Origin of the sequence: Altererythrobacter sp. B11 (genome assembly GCF_003569745.1) — a bacterium.
Classification (GTDB): Bacteria; Pseudomonadota; Alphaproteobacteria; order Sphingomonadales; family Sphingomonadaceae; genus Croceibacterium_C.
Map to the genome: position 1 here is coordinate 2,641,150 of NZ_AP018498.1, position 15,908 is coordinate 2,657,057.

Here is a 15,908-nt window from a genome sequence, read left to right on the forward strand (position 1 = left end):
CTTGACCTTAGCTGATATGTATAGACATATAAAGGTGATTCAGGAGGTGTGTCATGCGGTGCGAACGGATTTGGCGAGATGCCCGGCTTGCCACAATGGCGCCGGCCAGCACGCCCGACGATCCGCTCGGCATCGTCGAGGATGGGATCGTCGCCATGGCGGACGGGCGGATCCTCTATGCCGGCAGCGCGGCTGATGCGCCCAGGCTCGATGCCGGCGAGACCATCCCCTGCCACGGCCGCTGGATTACTCCCGGTCTCATCGATTGCCACACACACCTCGTCTATGCCGGTTCACGGGCGAGCGAGTTTGAACAACGGCTCGCAGGCGCCTCTTACGAAGAGATTGCGCGAGCGGGCGGTGGCATTGCGTCGACCGTAACAGCCACCCGAGCCGCGTCCGCCGAGGCGCTGCTCAGCGCCAGCCTCGCGCGACTGGACGCGATGCTGGCCGATGGCGTGACGACCGTGGAGGTGAAGTCCGGCTATGGCCTCACGCTCGAAACCGAGGCGCGGATGCTGCGCGTCGCGCGATCGCTTGAGCAGGAGCGGGCGGTGCGTGTCTCGACCACGTTCCTCGGCGCGCACGCCGTTCCTCCCGAGTGGCGCGACGATCCGGATCGCTACGTGGATGAGGTCGTCGAGCGCATGATCCCGGTCGTGGCGGAGGAACGCCTGGCCGATGCTGTGGACGCGTTTTGCGAAGGCATCGGGTTCAGTCCGGCGCAGGTTGAGCGGGTCTTCAAGGCCGCGAGGCAAGCGGGACTATCCGTAAAGCTGCATGCCGAACAACTCTCGAACCTCCAGGGCGCCCAGTTGGCCGCCCGGTATCGCGCGCTTTCGGCCGATCACCTCGAACATGCAGACACCGCCAGCCTGGATGCGATGGCCGAAGCAGGAACTGTCGCGGTGCTGCTGCCGGGCGCCTTCTACTTCACTCGCGAAACCAAACGGCCGCCGATCCAGGCGATACGCGACACCGGGATCGCCATGGCGGTCGCCACCGATTGCAACCCCGGGACGTCGCCGATGGTCTCGCTGCTGCTGGCGATGAACATGGCGGCGACGTTGTTCCAGCTGACGGTGCCCGAGTGCCTGATCGGCGTCACCCGCAACGCCGCTCGCGCACTGGGTCTTCAGGATCAGATCGGAACCCTGGAGCCGGGCAAGGCCTGCGATCTCGCGATCTGGGACGTCGAGCATCCTGCCGAGCTGGTCTACGCGATCGGAGGCCGCCCTCTTCATGCCCGCATCTTCGGAGGATTCCATGCCTGAGAACAAGGCGGTCACGATCAAGCCGGGGGCGATGACGCTTACCGATTGGCGCCGCATCTATTTTGGCGCGCCCATTGTGCTGGACGACGCCTGCTTGGCGCCGGTGCGTCGCTCCGCCGCGGTGATCGCGCGCCTCGCTGGGCAGAGCGAGGCGGTTTACGGCGTAAATACCGGCTTCGGCAAATTGGCCTCCGTTCGCATCGCGCCAGACGACGTGGCGCAGTTGCAGCGCAACATCGTGCTCAGTCATGCCGCTGGCGTCGGCGATGCGACATCACGGCCGATCGTGCGGCTGATGATGGCGATGAAGCTGGCGAGCCTCGGCATCGGCGCCTCGGGCATACGGGAGGAGACGTTTCTGCACCTCAACGCGCTCCTGCAGCGAGACCTGATACCGGTGGTGCCGGAGCAAGGCTCCGTCGGCGCGTCGGGCGATCTCGCGCCGCTCGCTCACCTCGCTGCGGCCATGATGGGGGTCGGCGACATGGTCGACGCGGCGGGGGAGTTCGGTCCTGCTGCGCAAGTGCTGCGGAGTGCCGGCCTGGAGCCGTGCGAGCTTGCCGCGAAGGAGGGGTTGGCGCTGCTGAACGGAACCCAGTTCTCCACCGCCCAGGCGCTGGCGGGACTGTTCGAGGCGGAGCGTGTGTTCCAGGCCGCGCTCATCAGCGGCGCCCTGTCCGTCGAAGCGGCACGTGGTTCCGACACGCCGTTCGATCGCCGCATACACGCACTGCGGGGGCATTGCGGGCAAATTGAGGTCGCCGAGGCGCAGCTCGCCCTATTGAAGGGGTCTGCCATTCGCGAGTCCCATCGGGCAGACGATCCAAGGGTGCAGGACCCCTATTGCCTGCGCTGCCAACCGCAAGTGATGGGCGCGGTGCTCGATCTGTTGCGGCAGGCGGCCGCGACCCTTGCGATCGAGGCCAATGGCGTTTCCGACAATCCGCTGGTGGTTTCGGACAGCGAAGTTATTTCCGGCGGCAATTTCCACGCAGAGCCGGTCGCCTTTGCCGCGGACATGATCGCAATGGCGTTGTGCGAGATCGGGTCGATCTCGGAGCGGCGCTCGGCCATGCTCGTCGACTCTGCGCTGTCCGGTCTGCCAGCGTTTTTGACGCCCAATCCAGGGCTGAACTCTGGGTTCATGATCCCACAAGTCACGGCCGCCGCGCTCGTGAGCGAGAACAAGCAGCGCGCCATGCCGGCCAGTGTGGATTCAATCCCCACCTCCGCCAATCAGGAGGATCATGTATCGATGGCGGCGCATGGTGCCCGGCGATTGTCGCCCATGGCACGCAATGCTGCCAGCGTGATCGCGATCGAATTGCTCGCCGCGGCGCAAGGGTGTGATTTCCTGCGTCCGCTTGCGTCCAGCGATGTGCTCGAGAGCGTGAAGGCCCATCTGCGCGATCGTGTTCCGACGCTCGAAGATGACCGCCATATGCATCCCGACATCGAGGCCGCTGTTGGACTGGTGCGCAGCGGCGCACTGGCAGCGCTGGCGGGCGAGCTCGGATTTCCGCTGCCGGCCGTGAGCGCATGACCGATTGGCTCACTATCCACAGCGGTGACGCTCCGCTGGTGGTCACTATCCCGCATGCCGGAACGGACATTCCGGAAGCGATCGTCGGCCGGTTCGTATCCCCGTGGCACGCCCGCAAGGACGCAGACTGGCATGTCGACGCGCTCTACGCCTTTGCGCGGGAGCTTGGCGCCACCACCATCGCCACCAGCATCTCCCGCTCGGTGATCGACACCAATCGCGACCCGAGCGGTGCCTCGCTCTATCCCGGCCAGGCCACCACCGGCCTGTGCCCCATCACCGATTTCGACGGACATGCCCTTTATCGCCAAGGCTGCGAGCCGGATGACGAGGAGATCGCGCAGCGGCGATCGCACTATTTCGACCCCTACCATGCGGCGATTGAGCGTGAGCTGGCGAGGCTTCGTGCCCAGCATGAGCGAGTGGTGCTGTACGATGCGCACTCGATCCGCAGCCATGTGCCGCGTCTGTTCGAAGGAACGCTGCCGCTGTTCAACATCGGTACCAATTCAGGCCTCTCCTGTGCTCCGTCGCTCGCCGAAGCCGTGACCGCCCCCTGCGCCGCAAGCGGACAGCCGTGGGTGCTGGACGGCCGCTTTCGCGGTGGCTGGACCACGCGCCATTACGGATGCCCGGCGGAAGGTTTGCATGCGGTGCAGATGGAACTCGCGATGCGCGGCTACCTCGATGAGCCGGACGTGTTCGAGATCGACCGCTGGCCCGCCCTTTACGATCCAATCAAGGTCGAGGCCCTGCAGCCCGTCCTGCACGCCATCCTTCAATCCTGCTTAGACTGGACCACCACATGACGACCCGCCTGGACAACAGCCGACACCTTCAGGCCGCGCGCGGAACCGAGCGGACCGCCAAGAGCTGGCTGACCGAAGCGCCCCTGCGGATGCTGATGAACAATCTCGATCCCGAGGTGGCCGAGCGACCGGAGGAGCTGGTTGTCTACGGGGGGATCGGCCGCGCCGCCCGCAATTGGGATGCGTTCGACCGGATCGTGGAGACACTGCGCCGGCTGGAGGACGACCACACCCTGCTGGTGCAATCGGGCAAGCCGGTTGGCGTCTTCCGTACGCATGCCGATGCGCCGCGCGTGCTGATCGCCAATTCCAATCTCGTGCCGCACTGGGCCAATTGGACCAAGTTCAACGAACTCGATCGCGCCGGGCTGATGATGTACGGCCAGATGACCGCGGGCAGCTGGATTTACATCGGCAGTCAGGGGATTGTCCAGGGCACCTACGAAACCTTCGTAGAGATGGGCCGGCGCCACTATGGCGGAAGCCTGGCTGGGCGCTGGATCCTCACCGCTGGTCTTGGCGGAATGGGCGGCGCGCAGCCGCTGGCGGCGACTATGGCAGGCGCGTCCTGCCTAGCGATTGAATGCCAGCCTTCGCGCATCGAGATGCGGTTGCGGACAGGCTATCTCGATCATCGTGCCGATACGCTGGACGAGGCGATGGCCATGATCGAGGGCGCGCGGGAAGAGGGCCGCGCTGTGTCGGTGGGTCTGCTCGGCAACGCAGCCGATCTGTTCGCCAAAATCCACCAGCGCGGAATTCGTCCCGATTGCGTGACTGATCAGACCTCCGCGCACGATCCGGTGAACGGGTACCTGCCGCAGGGCTGGACCGTCGACGAATGGGAGCAGATGCGCCAATCCGACCCCGCGGCGGTGGAGGCGGCCGCCCGGCGATCCATGGCCGTCCATGTTCGCGCCATGCTGGCGTTCTGGAACGACGGTGTGCCCACGGTCGATTACGGCAACAACATCCGACAAATGGCCTTCGAAGAGGGGGTGAAAGACGCCTTTGCCTTCCCCGGCTTCGTACCCGCCTACATCCGCCCGCTGTTCTGCCGCGGCGTTGGGCCGTTTCGATGGGTGGCCCTCTCCGGAGATCCGGAGGACATCTACAAGACCGACGCCAAGGTGAAGGAACTGATGCCGGATGATAAGCATCTGCATCGCTGGCTGGACATGGCGCGCGACCGCATCCGCTTCCAAGGCTTGCCGGCGCGCATCTGCTGGGTGGGATTGGGCGATCGCCACCGGTTGGGCCTCGCCTTCAACGAGATGGTCGCCTCCGGAGAGCTGAAAGCGCCGATCGTCATCGGACGCGATCATCTCGATTCCGGCTCGGTCGCCTCGCCCAATCGCGAGACCGAGGCGATGATCGACGGCTCCGATGCGGTCAGCGATTGGCCGTTGCTTAACGCCCTGCTCAACACTGCGAGTGGCGCAACCTGGGTCTCGCTTCACCACGGCGGAGGAGTTGGGATGGGCTTTTCTCAGCACGCAGGCATGGTGATCGTCGCGGACGGCACCGCGGAAGCCGCCGCGCGCCTCGAGCGGGTGCTCTGGAACGATCCCGCAACGGGCGTGATGCGCCACGCCGATGCGGGCTATGACCTTGCGTTGGCGTGCGCTCGCGAACAGGGGCTCGATCTGCCGGCTGTCTGATCAGCTCGAGTTCCGGCGCCCGGCTCTCTCGCTGAGCGCCGGAACTTTCGAAGAGCGGCCGCGATCTCCTTCCCAATTGCTGTCGCAGCAATTCGCGGCACCGCCAAACACCCGTTGCGGTATTGAGAACAACTTCCGCGAGCACGGGCTGACCCAGGGATGAAAATCCGCAGCTGACGCCTATATCCGATGTGCTCATTTCGGAGAGGCAAGCCCATGGCGAATGGCTGGGCGCGTGACGGCGCGGTGCAGGATCAGATTGACGACAGTGTGAAGGATGCGCTCGTGATCGCTCGGTCTCGCTTGCCGTCCGGTGATGGTCGCGCTGAATGCGAAGAATGCGGCGAGCCGATCCCACAAGCACGGCGGCGAGCTCTGCCTGGCGCCCGGACCTGCGTCGAGTGTCAGACCAAGCGGGATGCCCGCCCCTCCTTTTCGGCCTTCAATCGCCGCGGCAGCAAGGATAGCCAGTTGCGCTGACATGGCTTCCGCTGACTTGTTTGGGGCGTCTTTCGTGCCCGGCTTCAGGATGCATGACCACGCGGTCTCCGCAGAGGAGGAAGAAGGACTTATTGCGCGCATCGATGCGCAAGACCTCAGGCCGTTTCGGTTTCAGCAGTGGACCGGCAAGCGGCTGACCTGCTCGTTCGGCTGGAGCTACGATTTCGAAAATGGGCGCTTCGGGCCGACTGCTCCCTTTCCAGACTGGCTTCTCGGGCTGCGGAGCAGCGCAGAGCAATTTGCCGGCCTGGCTGAGGGGGCACTCGTCCAGGCGCTTCTCATCCGCTATGATCCCGGTGCCGGTATCGGCTGGCACAAGGATCGCCCGGTGTTCGGGGAGATCGTCGGCCTGTCTTTGGGCCATTCGGCCACCTTGCGATTGCGGCGGCGGACGGACGCTGGCTTTGATCGGGCCAAGGTCCTGCTCGCGCCCCGGTCCTTCTATCACCTGTCCGGCGAAGTTCGGCATAATTGGGAGCACAGCATTACTCCTATGGAAGTGCCGCGCTGGTCGATCACGTTTCGCAGTCTCGCCTCGTGATGCCCCGGCCTTTCGCTTGGCCGACACCCGCTCTGGCCAGCTGACATCCAGGCATTAATGAACGCGTGGAACGCCGTGCTTCGGTTGCTTCGCTGAAGCCTGCTTCACAGCGGTTGCAACGAAGCTAAGTCCGATCAGCACGAGAGTGCCATCCACGATCAAGGCCACGCTGTCGCCACTCCCCACGAAAACCGGATGCGCGAGAGAAAGAGCGATCAATAGCGCACCCGTGATCACACGAGCGATCCGCGAAAGCGTGGACGGCAGGACCAGGGCCGCGACCCCGAACATCCCGATGCTTGCAGCAGCCCACGTCCAGATCAGCGGCGCAACCAATGATGTGAACAGCGCAGCAAGCGCGGCGCATGTCAGCGCAACAGGCTGCCCCCAAACCGTCGCAGTCCACACGCGCTCCCAGCCGGGCGCGGGCCTTCCTTTGTCCCTGCGTCGCGCCAGCCAGATGTTGACGCCGCCCGCCGCCAGATAGGTCAAGCCAAGGCCCAGCAGGGCATAGGCGATCTTGATTGCGCCGCCGCCGAACCACCCGAAGTGCAGGAGCCCGAGGGAGCCAAGGATTTGCTGGCCGACATTGTTCTCCGCCGCCTTCTGCTCGTAATAGAGTTGGCCGCTCCGATCGAACGCATAGCTATTCGCATTGGCCAGCCGCGATGAGCCATCCTCCACCTCAAACATTGCAGCTGCGCCCATTTCGCTGGGATGTTCTACGACGACATAGCTGATGCGCCCTTCCGGCGTTCGCGCCTCAACACTGGCGAAGAGCGGCCGCAGGTCGAGCGGCGGCGCGGGCCGCGCATCCTCTGCCGGATGCGGCGGCGTAAAGATGGCATACACCTTGGCGGTGTCGCCCTGGAATACCGCGAGGCCAATCGCGCCGATGATGATTGAGCTGAGGCCAAGCAGGGCTCCGGTCAGCGAAACCGTAACGTGGAAGGGCAGCGCCCACACCCCTATCCGGTTGTGCAAATCGGCCTCCTGCAGGCGCCGCGATCCGCCCAGGCGCAAATGGAACGCGTCGCGGAAGATGCGCGGATGCGCCAGAAGCCCAGAGATGAGCGAGGAAAGCAAAGCGACGCCGGTCAGCCCAACAATGAAAATGCCCCAGCTTTGCGGCAGGTGCAGGTTGATGTGCAGGCGTGTCAGGAATTTCGTCCAACTCTCGCGGACCTGTCCCGTAATGCGGCCCGCACCATCAGCGACCCAGGTCGTCTGCGTCCCGTCCTGGGTATCGACCCGCAGCGTCGGCCATGGCCGGTCTTCGCTGGGCATCAGGATGAGCACGTGCTCTGCCGGGCCGGCCGTGCGATCCAGCGCGGCCTGATAAGCTGCCTCGACAGCTTCCGCGGAGATCGTCTCAATACGCTCCGCGGCGGGGTTCTCCCAGCGTTGAAACTCGTTGGCGAAAACGGCGATCGTGCCGGTCAGGCATACAAGATACAGCATCGCGGCGAATGTCAGGCCCAGGCCGCTGTGCCCCTTGAGCACCGCACGCACCAGGTTTGGCGACGGAAAAGCGGCACCTTTTTGCGTTTTCCTCATGTGAACCCCTTGATCATAGCGGCGCCAAAACCGGCAACGGCAGTTCCCGTCAGAACCGCGGCGGCGCGCAGGATGCGGCTGTCCGCTAAGGTCCATGCCATCGCGCAGCCCCACGCCAGGGGCACAATCAGTCCGCCGATCAATAGCCGCGTCTGCGTCTCACCGGGAGCCCATACGGCATAGCTGATGCCCAACCCCATTGCCGCGACCATCCCGATAGGGCCGGCGAGCGACCAGCGCAGTGCCGTGCGCCAGGTGCTGGACTCGCGCTCCGCCGGTTCGGGAGCCAAGCCGCCGCGCGCGGTTCGACCCGCTTTGGCCGGCCGGAGAGTGTAGCCCGAGGCGATGACCGTGAAAGCGGCCAGCGGCAGCAGCGTGAGCGCAATGAAAGGACCGCGCGCCTCTCCCGATACCCAGGCGGGCCAGAGGATGCTGAGCAACAGCAGGATCAATCCAGTCCAGCGCCACGGCGCCTTGCCGGCTTTGAGGCTCCAGGAACGGCGCAGCATCCAGGCTCCGACGGTCGCGCCGCCGAGGATCACCACCATTGCGCCGATTAGAGCGACGCCGGTCAAAATCCTGCTTCCAGAACTACGCCGAAGCTGCGCGGCGTGCCGATGATCGCAAAGTTCGTGACGCTGTTGACATACTGGTCATACTTCTCGTCCAACAAATTGTTGGCGAACAACGACAGGCTCCAGTGCTCGGCCTCATAACCGACGCGGCCGTTGACCAGTGTGCGCGCGCCGACACGGCTGTCTGCCTGCGGGATCGACACGTCGGTGTAGACGGCGCTGCGAAAGCTGGCGTTGACATTGGCGTTAAAGCCGCCGCCGAACCTCACATTTGCTCCGCCCGCGAGGGTCCATTTCGGCGCATAAGGAAATTCCAGACCCGAGAGGTCGGTAATGGAACCTACATCGGCCACGAACTCGTCGAACTTCGTGCGGGTGTGCCCAACGCTCGCATACCAATCGAAAGCGGGAGCCACGCGGTGGGCCAGCTCCAGCTCGAAGCCGTAGAGATGCGATTTGCCCGCGTTGACCGTATGCGTATCGTAGACGCCATTGCCGAAATTGGCGGTAGTCTGCTGATCGGACCAGTCGATGTAGAAGGCGTTGGCATTGACCGTCAGGCGACCGTCGAGCCAGGCCGAGCGCAGCGACAGCTCATAGTTCCAGGTAAACTCCGGATCATAGGGAAAGAGTTGTGAGCGAGCTGTATTGAAGCCACTCCCACCGGAGCGATAGCCGCGCTGTACCACGAAGGCGGTCGCAAGATCGGCTGTCCACGCCATTTCGAGGCCGCCTTTGGGCAGAAAGGCGTTGAAGGTCCGTGTGCCCACCGGGGCCGAGCCGTTGGCATCATCGACCAGGCTCAGCACGGCGGCATTCACCCCTTCGAATGCAGGAGCCAGCGGACCGTAAGCCGTTGGATCGGGCAAGGTACCGGCGAAGGTGGCGATGGCCTCGCCACCGATCGTATTGCGTTCTCGGTCGTAGCGGAAGCCGCCCAGCAGCGAGAGCCGTTCGGTCAGGCGGTAGCGCGCGTCGGCGAACACTGCCATCGTCTCCACCTTGGTCGGGAAGTCCGATGTGTAATCGACCGGTATGTTGGGCAGCGCAGCGGTGTAAAGCGCTGCAACCTGTGTCGCGGTCTGCGCACCTAACAGCGGCGTCAGCAGGTTCGTAATGGTCGGGCCGGGTGTCGGCACCAGTGTCACCTGATGCGCGCGCCGATATTGATCCCGATTGTAGTAGAACAGACCCACGAGGCCGCTCAGCCGGGCGCCTTCATAGTTGAGGCGCAGTTCCTGGGTGAAGGTCTCTGCTCCCCCCGCGATATCGCTGTACGCGATGCTGGCGGCCGAGGAATCGCCATCATATTTGCGGATGAAGTCGGTGTCCGTCCATGTGCCGAGGGCGCTGAGCGACAGGCCGCTGTCCAAAGCATAACGCAAGTCCAGCGTCACCTGATCGTTGTTGACATCACTGCTGTTAGGGTAATCCGACGGGTTTGTCCGGTGGTCGAAATAGTCCCCGACCGACCGGTCGACATAGGTGAAGAGGTAGCCACCCTCGGTCTCGAAATGATGATAGCCGAGCCGCGCCTGGAAGCCCTCGAGGGCCGATGGCGTCCAGAGCAGCTTGCCGCGGACCGAGGTGGAATCCACCCCACTTTCCGGTTCGTTTCGCGTGATATTGCGGATGTAGCCGTCAGAATCGCGTTTCTCGGCTGATACGCGGAAGGCGAGTTCGTCGGGTATGATCGGTCCACCGCCCGCAACAGCGAACTGGGTCGTATCGAAGGAGGATACGAGCGCGCGACCCCTCAGGCTCCAGTCAAAGGTCGGATCCTGCGTACGGATATGCACCGCGCCGGCCAGCGCGTTGAGCCCTTGGATGGTCGATTGCGGTCCTCTGAAGATTTCGACCTGCGCGACATCCCACATATCCGTCGGGCCGTTCGACAGCACGTCCTGCGGCACCGGCGCGCCGTCGACGAAGACCGTCGCTGTCGCCGCGTCGCCACCCCCCGAAACGCCGCGCTGGTCGATGCCGCGGATCGAGAAGCCCGAAGCACCGTAGGTTTCCGAGACGTTAGCAGTGCGATTGTAGATATCCTGAATCGTCAGGATGTTCTCTTCCGCCAGCTTTGTGTCCGTCGTGACACTGACCGAGGCCGTCGTTTCCTGGAGGCTGCGCGCAGCCTTTTCCCCAGTGACGATGATCTCGTTCTGCTCGTCCGGCGACGGGGCTTGATCGGCAGCCGCTACAGACGTGGCAGGCAGCGCCACGAGCAGCGATGCGGATAGAAAGACAAAATGCTTCATGAGCCCCCCATTTTCAACGGGGCGCGCTTAGACGTCGTCGCTAATGCGAGTCAATCGCGATTTAATCGCCCGTGGTCATGGACGCACCACTAGTGGCGAACCACGGGCTCACAGCTCTTCGGCAAGTGCCTTTCCTCCACCAAACCGCTCGTCGATGTGCCTATCGCCCAACAAAGCGCCTTCAGAGGGGCACGGTGAGGACCAGCGTGGACCGGCGCTGCTGCCGAACCTCGTCTGCGCGCCTGGCCGATCGTAATGCGGGAGAGAAAAGCGCGGTTAAAAATTGCCGTTTGCGCCAGAGGCGTATTGCTATCAGGAGTATCCGTCGCCAACCCGGCCAGAGCCACTTCTCGAAGGCGCCTATTTTGAAACAGATACTGAATGTGCGGGAGCTCCGCAGCGCTGCGACGGGCTGGTCGATCGCGGGTCTGATCCTTGGGGTGGGGTTTTTCCTCGTCAGCGCGATCGCGGCCTATTCGAACCTGCAGAACATGCGCGAAAGCGAAGCGCAGGTGCGCACGACTCACGAGGTGCTCACCAAGCTCGACGATGTCCTCACTGCCGCCCTTGATGCGGAAACAGGACAGCGCGGCTTCTTGCTGACGGGTGACGATGCCTATCTGGGCCCCTATCTCGATGGGGTGGCAGAAATACGCCAGCACCTTGCGGCGCTCCAGAACATGACCGGGAATGATCCGGTGCAGCGCGAAAACCTCGCTCCGCTCAAGACGGCGATCGATATCAAGCTTCGCGAGCTCGCCCGGGTCATCGAGTTGCGGCGCCAACAAGGCATGGTCGCTGCGATTGCCGAGGTGTCGAATGATCGCGGCAAGGTGGCGATGGACGACATTCGCAACCATCTGGGACGGATGCGCCGCGAGGAATTGAGCGCTCGGCAAATGCGGGTGGATGATCTCGCCAGCGCATCGCAACAGGCGGTGTGGAGCGCAATCGTCACCAGCCTGATCGGTGGTCTGCTCACTCTCACCGTGTTCGGCCTAATGGTGCGCAACGGGCGTAACCGGGAACGACAGCAATGGCTGCAAACGGCGCAGATGGGGCTGGCAGCGGCCATGCGCGGAGACAAGACCGTCGCTCAGCTGGCATCGGCCGTGCTGTCCTTCCTCGCACAAGCAACGGACGCCAAGGCGGCAGCGCTCTTCAAGGGCGAAGCAGGCACGTTCACCCGGGTCGCCACGCTCGGGGTGCCGGCCGATGCCGACATTCCGCAGTCCTTCCTGCAGGGAGAGGGTCTGCTGGGCAAGGTCGTCAAGGACGGGCAGCCGATCGTGCTCGCGGATATCCCGGAAAATTACCTGAAGATCGGCTCCGCTCTCGGCAGTGACACACCTCGCCATCTCATTATCGCCCCCACCGCGGCGGACGGCATCGTCAATGCGGTGATGGAGTTCGGCTTCTTCGAGCAGGTGGACGAGCGCACTCTCGAACTGCTTGAGCAATCCGCCGGCGCCATGGGAATTGCGCTGCGTTCGGCGCGCTTCCGCGAACGCTTGCAGGACGCGCTGGAGGAAACCCAGCGGCAGGCCGGCGAATTGCAGGCGCAAAGCGAAGAGCTGCGCGTCTCCAACGAAGAACTGGAAGAGCAAGGCAACGCGCTCAAGGAGTCTCAGGCGCGGCTGGAACTTCAGCAGGTCGAGCTCGAGCAGACCAACAGCCAGCTGGAAGAACAGGCGCAGACGCTTGAGACGCAGCGCGACGAGCTGCGCCGCGCGGCGGCATCCCTGCAGATCAAGGCGCGGGAGCTGGAGCAGGCTAGCCAGTACAAATCCGACTTCCTGGCGAACATGAGCCACGAATTGCGCACGCCGCTGAACTCTCTGCTGATCCTCTCCAAGCTGCTGGCCGACAATTCCGACGGCAATTTGTCAGCCGAGCAGATCAAGTTTGCCCGAACGATCGAATCCTCGGGCAACGATCTGCTGACGCTGATCAACGACATCCTCGACCTGTCGAAGATCGAGGCTGGCCATGTCGAAATCCAGCCCGCCCCGGTATCGAGCGAACGGCTCGCAACCGACATGCGCCAGCTGTTCGAGCCGGTCGCGAAAGAGCGCGGCCTGAAGCTTGACATAAGCCTCGCCCCCGGCACCCCTCGAATGATCGAGACCGATCGCATGCGGCTGGAGCAGGTGCTCAAGAACCTGCTTTCAAATGCCCTCAAGTTTACCGAGCGGGGCAGCGTGAGCCTGTCGGTCTCGGAAGGCTCGCCGGGCACGTTGGAGATCGCGGTGAGCGACACCGGCATCGGCATTTCACCCGAGCAACAGGAATCGATTTTCGAGGCCTTCCGCCAAGCGGACGGCACGATCAGTCGCAAGTTCGGGGGAACCGGCCTGGGCCTCTCTATTTCGCGCGAATTGGTCCGGCTGCTGGGCGGCACGATCCGGCTGGACAGCGAAGTCGGAAAAGGCAGCACCTTCTTTGTCACCCTGCCCCTCGCCTATGACCCGGCGAAGATCGCTACGCGCTCTGAAGCCCCGCTAGCCCCGCCCCCTGCCCCACCACCGGCGCGCACTTCCGCATCGCGCAGCATTGGCGCAGCCGCGCCCGCCAGCGAGGTGGACGACGACCGGCTCGTGCTAGCCGAAGGTAAACGGCTGCTGCTGGTGATCGAGGATGATCCGAATTTCGCCAGTATCGTATGCGATCTGTCGCGCGAGATGGGGTTCCAGTGCATCATTGCCGGAACGGCGCAGGAGGCGATAGACCTCGCCCGCGAATACAAGCCCAGCGCCATCGTCCTCGACCTGGGATTACCCGATCAATCGGGACTGACGGTGCTGGATCGCCTCAAGCACGAGGACGAGACGCGCCACATCCCCATCCATGTCATATCCGGCACCGACCAGGCGCAGACGGCTCTGGCGCTGGGGGCCGTCGGGTTCCTGGGCAAGCCGGCCATGCGCGAGCAATTGGCAGAAGCGCTCTCCGGGCTGCAGCAGAAATTGTCCTCGCGCATGCGACGCGTGCTGATCGTGGAGGACGACGAAGTCCAGCGCGAGGCGGTGGCCAGGCTGCTGCAGTCTCAGGATGTGGAAACCGTTGGCGTGGGCACCGCTGCCAAATGCATGGAGGAACTGCGCACGAGCAATTACGATTGCATGGTGCTCGATCTCTCGCTTCCCGACGCCTCGGGTTTCTCTCTTCTCGAAGAATTGAGCGAGGACGAGGGTCGCGCCCATCCGCCGGTGATCGTCTACACCGGCCGCGACCTGTCCGATGAAGAGGAACAGCGCCTGCAGCGCTATTCCAGCTCGATCATCATCAAGGGCGCCAAGTCGCCCGAACGCCTGCTGGACGAGGTGTCGCTGTTCCTCCACCGGGTCGTGTCCGACCTGCCACCCGAGCAGCGGCAGATGATCGAAAAGGCGCGCCACCGCGATGCTGCCCTGGAAGGGCGGCGGATCCTCATCGTCGAAGACGATGTGCGCAACGTCTACTCGCTCACCAGCGTGCTTGAACCGCGCGGCGCGCTGACCCGCATCGCTCGCAACGGGCAGGAAGCGCTCGACGCGCTGGCGGATTCGACCGGCGACCCGGAGAAGCGGATCGACCTGGTCCTGATGGACGTGATGATGCCGGTGATGGACGGCCTCACCGCCGCCCGCGCCATTCGCGCGGATGAGCGGTGGAGCAAGTTGCCCATCGTGATGCTGACTGCCAAGGCGATGCCCGACGACCAGCAGAAGTGCCTGGACGCCGGTGCAAACGACTACATGTCCAAGCCGATAGACGTGGACAAGCTCCTTTCTCTGGTCCGGGTATGGATGCCCCGGTGAAAAAAGAAGCTGTCGAGGATGTCGAAATCCAGCTGCTGCTGGATGCCCTGTATCGCAACTATCACTATGATTTCCGCCACTATGCCCGCGCATCGATCAAGCGGCGGCTGTTGCAGGCGCGGGTGAACCTCGGTTGCGAGAGCATATCCGCCCTGCAATCCGCCGTGCTGCATGACGAGACGGTCCTGCCCCGGCTACTGAATTACCTGACCGTCCAGGTCAGCGAGATGTTTCGCGATCCCTCTTACTTCAGGGCACTGCGCGAAAAGGTAATCCCACATCTGCGCACCTATCCCTCCCTCAAAGTCTGGGTGGCGGGATGCAGCAATGGGGAGGAGCTTTATTCTCTCTCGATCCTGTTTCACGAGGAAGGTCTGGCCGACAAGACGATCTTCTATGCGACGGACATCAATCCCGCTGCGCTGAAGGCGGCACAGGCGGGAATCTATCCGCTGGACCGGGTGCGGACCTTCACCGAGAACCACCAGCTATCCGGGGGGCAATCCTCGCTATCGGATTACTACACCGCCGATTATGGACGCGCCGTGTTCGACAAGTCGCTCCGCGCCCGCACTGTGTTTTCGGATCATAGCCTGGTCACCGATGCCGCGTTTGGCGAGATGCACCTGATTTCGTGCCGCAATGTGCTGATCTATTTCGACCGCGAGCTTCAGGATCGCGTGGTCGCCTTGTTCCGCGACTCCCTGGCGCGGCGCGGCTTCTTGGGCATCGGGGCTAAGGAAAGCCTACGGTTTTCCGCGCATGCGGACGGATTCTCGGAGTTCGTGCGGGAAGAGAAAATCTACCGGAGGAAATCGTGACGAAGGCGCGCCTCGTGGTCGTAGGCGCTTCGGCGGGCGGCGTGCAGGCCCTGTCCGACGTGCTTCCGGAACTGCCCGCGGACTTCCCGATCCCCCTCGTGGTGGTGATCCATGTACCGCCGCGGAGGGACAATGCCCTCGTCGAGCTGTTCGCGCGCAAATGCCGACTGCGGGTGAAGGAGGCTGAAGACAAGGAGCCGCTGCGCCCAGGGACGATCTACTTCGCTCCACCCGATTATCATCTCCTGGTGGAAACGGAGGAGACTCTCGCACTCAGTTCGGACGAGGCGGTGAATCACTCCCGTCCCGCAATCGATGTGCTATTCGAAACTGCAGCCGACGCGTTCGGCGCTGAGTTAACCGGTGTCATCATGACCGGTGCCAACAGCGACGGGGCGCTCGGCCTGAAAGCGATCGCGGAAGCAGGCGGCGTTGCGATCGTGCAGAATCCCGCAACCGCCGAGGTTGCCGCAATGCCCTCCGCTGCACTCCACGCCTGCCCTGGCGCCCGCATCCTGACGCTCGAGCAAATCGCAACGTGTCTCAAAAAAACGGCGGCCCCCTGATC

At 63.6% G+C, this 15,908-nt stretch carries 12 protein-coding genes; 9 read left to right on the forward strand and 3 right to left on the reverse strand.

The features are described from left to right. Positions 1-53: 53 nt before the first annotated feature. The 6 genes from hutI to AEB_RS12670 all read left to right on the forward strand — a co-directional run bounded on the left by hutI (position 54) and on the right by AEB_RS12670 (position 6,329). Positions 54-1,274, forward strand: a complete 1,221-nt coding sequence (hutI, locus tag AEB_RS12645) for an imidazolonepropionase (RefSeq protein WP_119083480.1) — start codon at positions 54-56, stop codon at positions 1,272-1,274. Next, positions 1,267-2,817 carry a histidine ammonia-lyase gene (hutH, locus tag AEB_RS12650; protein WP_119083481.1) on the forward strand — a complete coding sequence of 517 codons (1,551 nt, stop codon included), beginning with the start codon at positions 1,267-1,269 and terminating at the stop codon, positions 2,815-2,817. The genes hutI and hutH overlap by 8 nt, the downstream gene beginning before the upstream one ends. Continuing rightward, entirely contained in the window at positions 2,814-3,626 is an 813-nt protein-coding gene (gene hutG / locus AEB_RS12655; protein ID WP_119083482.1) for an N-formylglutamate deformylase, read from the forward strand. The genes hutH and hutG overlap by 4 nt, the downstream gene beginning before the upstream one ends. Beyond that, the gene (gene hutU / locus AEB_RS12660) at positions 3,623-5,287 is read left to right on the forward strand and encodes a urocanate hydratase (RefSeq protein ID WP_119083483.1); all 1,665 of its coding nucleotides are present in this window, start codon (positions 3,623-3,625) and stop codon (positions 5,285-5,287) included. The genes hutG and hutU overlap by 4 nt, the downstream gene beginning before the upstream one ends. Before the next feature lie 216 nt (positions 5,288-5,503). After that, positions 5,504-5,767 (forward strand): DksA/TraR family C4-type zinc finger protein, encoded by a 264-nt coding sequence (locus AEB_RS12665; protein ID WP_119083484.1) that lies wholly within the window; start codon positions 5,504-5,506, stop codon positions 5,765-5,767. Between the two features lies 1 nt (position 5,768). Continuing rightward, on the forward strand, positions 5,769-6,329 hold the full coding sequence (locus AEB_RS12670) for an alpha-ketoglutarate-dependent dioxygenase AlkB (protein WP_119083485.1): 561 nt from the start codon (positions 5,769-5,771) through the stop codon (positions 6,327-6,329). Positions 6,330-6,383: 54 nt separating this feature from the next. Here the strand turns inward: AEB_RS12670 and AEB_RS12675 are convergent, their stop codons facing one another. From AEB_RS12675 to AEB_RS12685, 3 genes are read right to left on the reverse strand one after another with little or no spacing between them, the layout of a single operon-like run. Further along, a complete protein-coding gene (locus AEB_RS12675; RefSeq protein WP_119083486.1) occupies positions 6,384-7,886 on the reverse strand; it encodes a PepSY-associated TM helix domain-containing protein in 1,503 nt (500 codons plus the stop codon). After that, positions 7,883-8,461 (reverse strand): hypothetical protein, encoded by a 579-nt coding sequence (locus AEB_RS12680; protein ID WP_231958704.1) that lies wholly within the window; start codon positions 8,459-8,461, stop codon positions 7,883-7,885. The genes AEB_RS12675 and AEB_RS12680 overlap by 4 nt, the downstream gene beginning before the upstream one ends. Continuing rightward, complete coding sequence (locus tag AEB_RS12685; protein ID WP_119083488.1) at positions 8,458-10,719, reverse strand: TonB-dependent receptor; 2,262 nt, start codon at positions 10,717-10,719, stop codon at positions 8,458-8,460. The genes AEB_RS12680 and AEB_RS12685 overlap by 4 nt, the downstream gene beginning before the upstream one ends. Before the next feature lie 491 nt (positions 10,720-11,210). On the opposite strand from AEB_RS12685, the gene AEB_RS12690 reads away from it, so the two are divergent. The 3 genes from AEB_RS12690 to AEB_RS12700 are packed head-to-tail and all read left to right on the forward strand — an operon-like array spanning position 11,211 to position 15,906. Continuing rightward, the gene (locus AEB_RS12690) at positions 11,211-14,519 is read left to right on the forward strand and encodes a response regulator (RefSeq protein WP_231958990.1); all 3,309 of its coding nucleotides are present in this window, start codon (positions 11,211-11,213) and stop codon (positions 14,517-14,519) included. Continuing rightward, positions 14,504-15,340 carry a CheR family methyltransferase gene (locus AEB_RS12695; RefSeq protein WP_119083490.1) on the forward strand — a complete coding sequence of 279 codons (837 nt, stop codon included), beginning with the start codon at positions 14,504-14,506 and terminating at the stop codon, positions 15,338-15,340. Before AEB_RS12690 ends, AEB_RS12695 begins: the two co-directional genes overlap by 16 nt. Further along, positions 15,337-15,906: a chemotaxis protein CheB gene (locus AEB_RS12700; RefSeq protein ID WP_119083491.1), complete on the forward strand. Its 570-nt coding sequence runs from the start codon at positions 15,337-15,339 to the stop codon at positions 15,904-15,906. Before AEB_RS12695 ends, AEB_RS12700 begins: the two co-directional genes overlap by 4 nt. Positions 15,907-15,908: the final 2 nt, after the last annotated feature.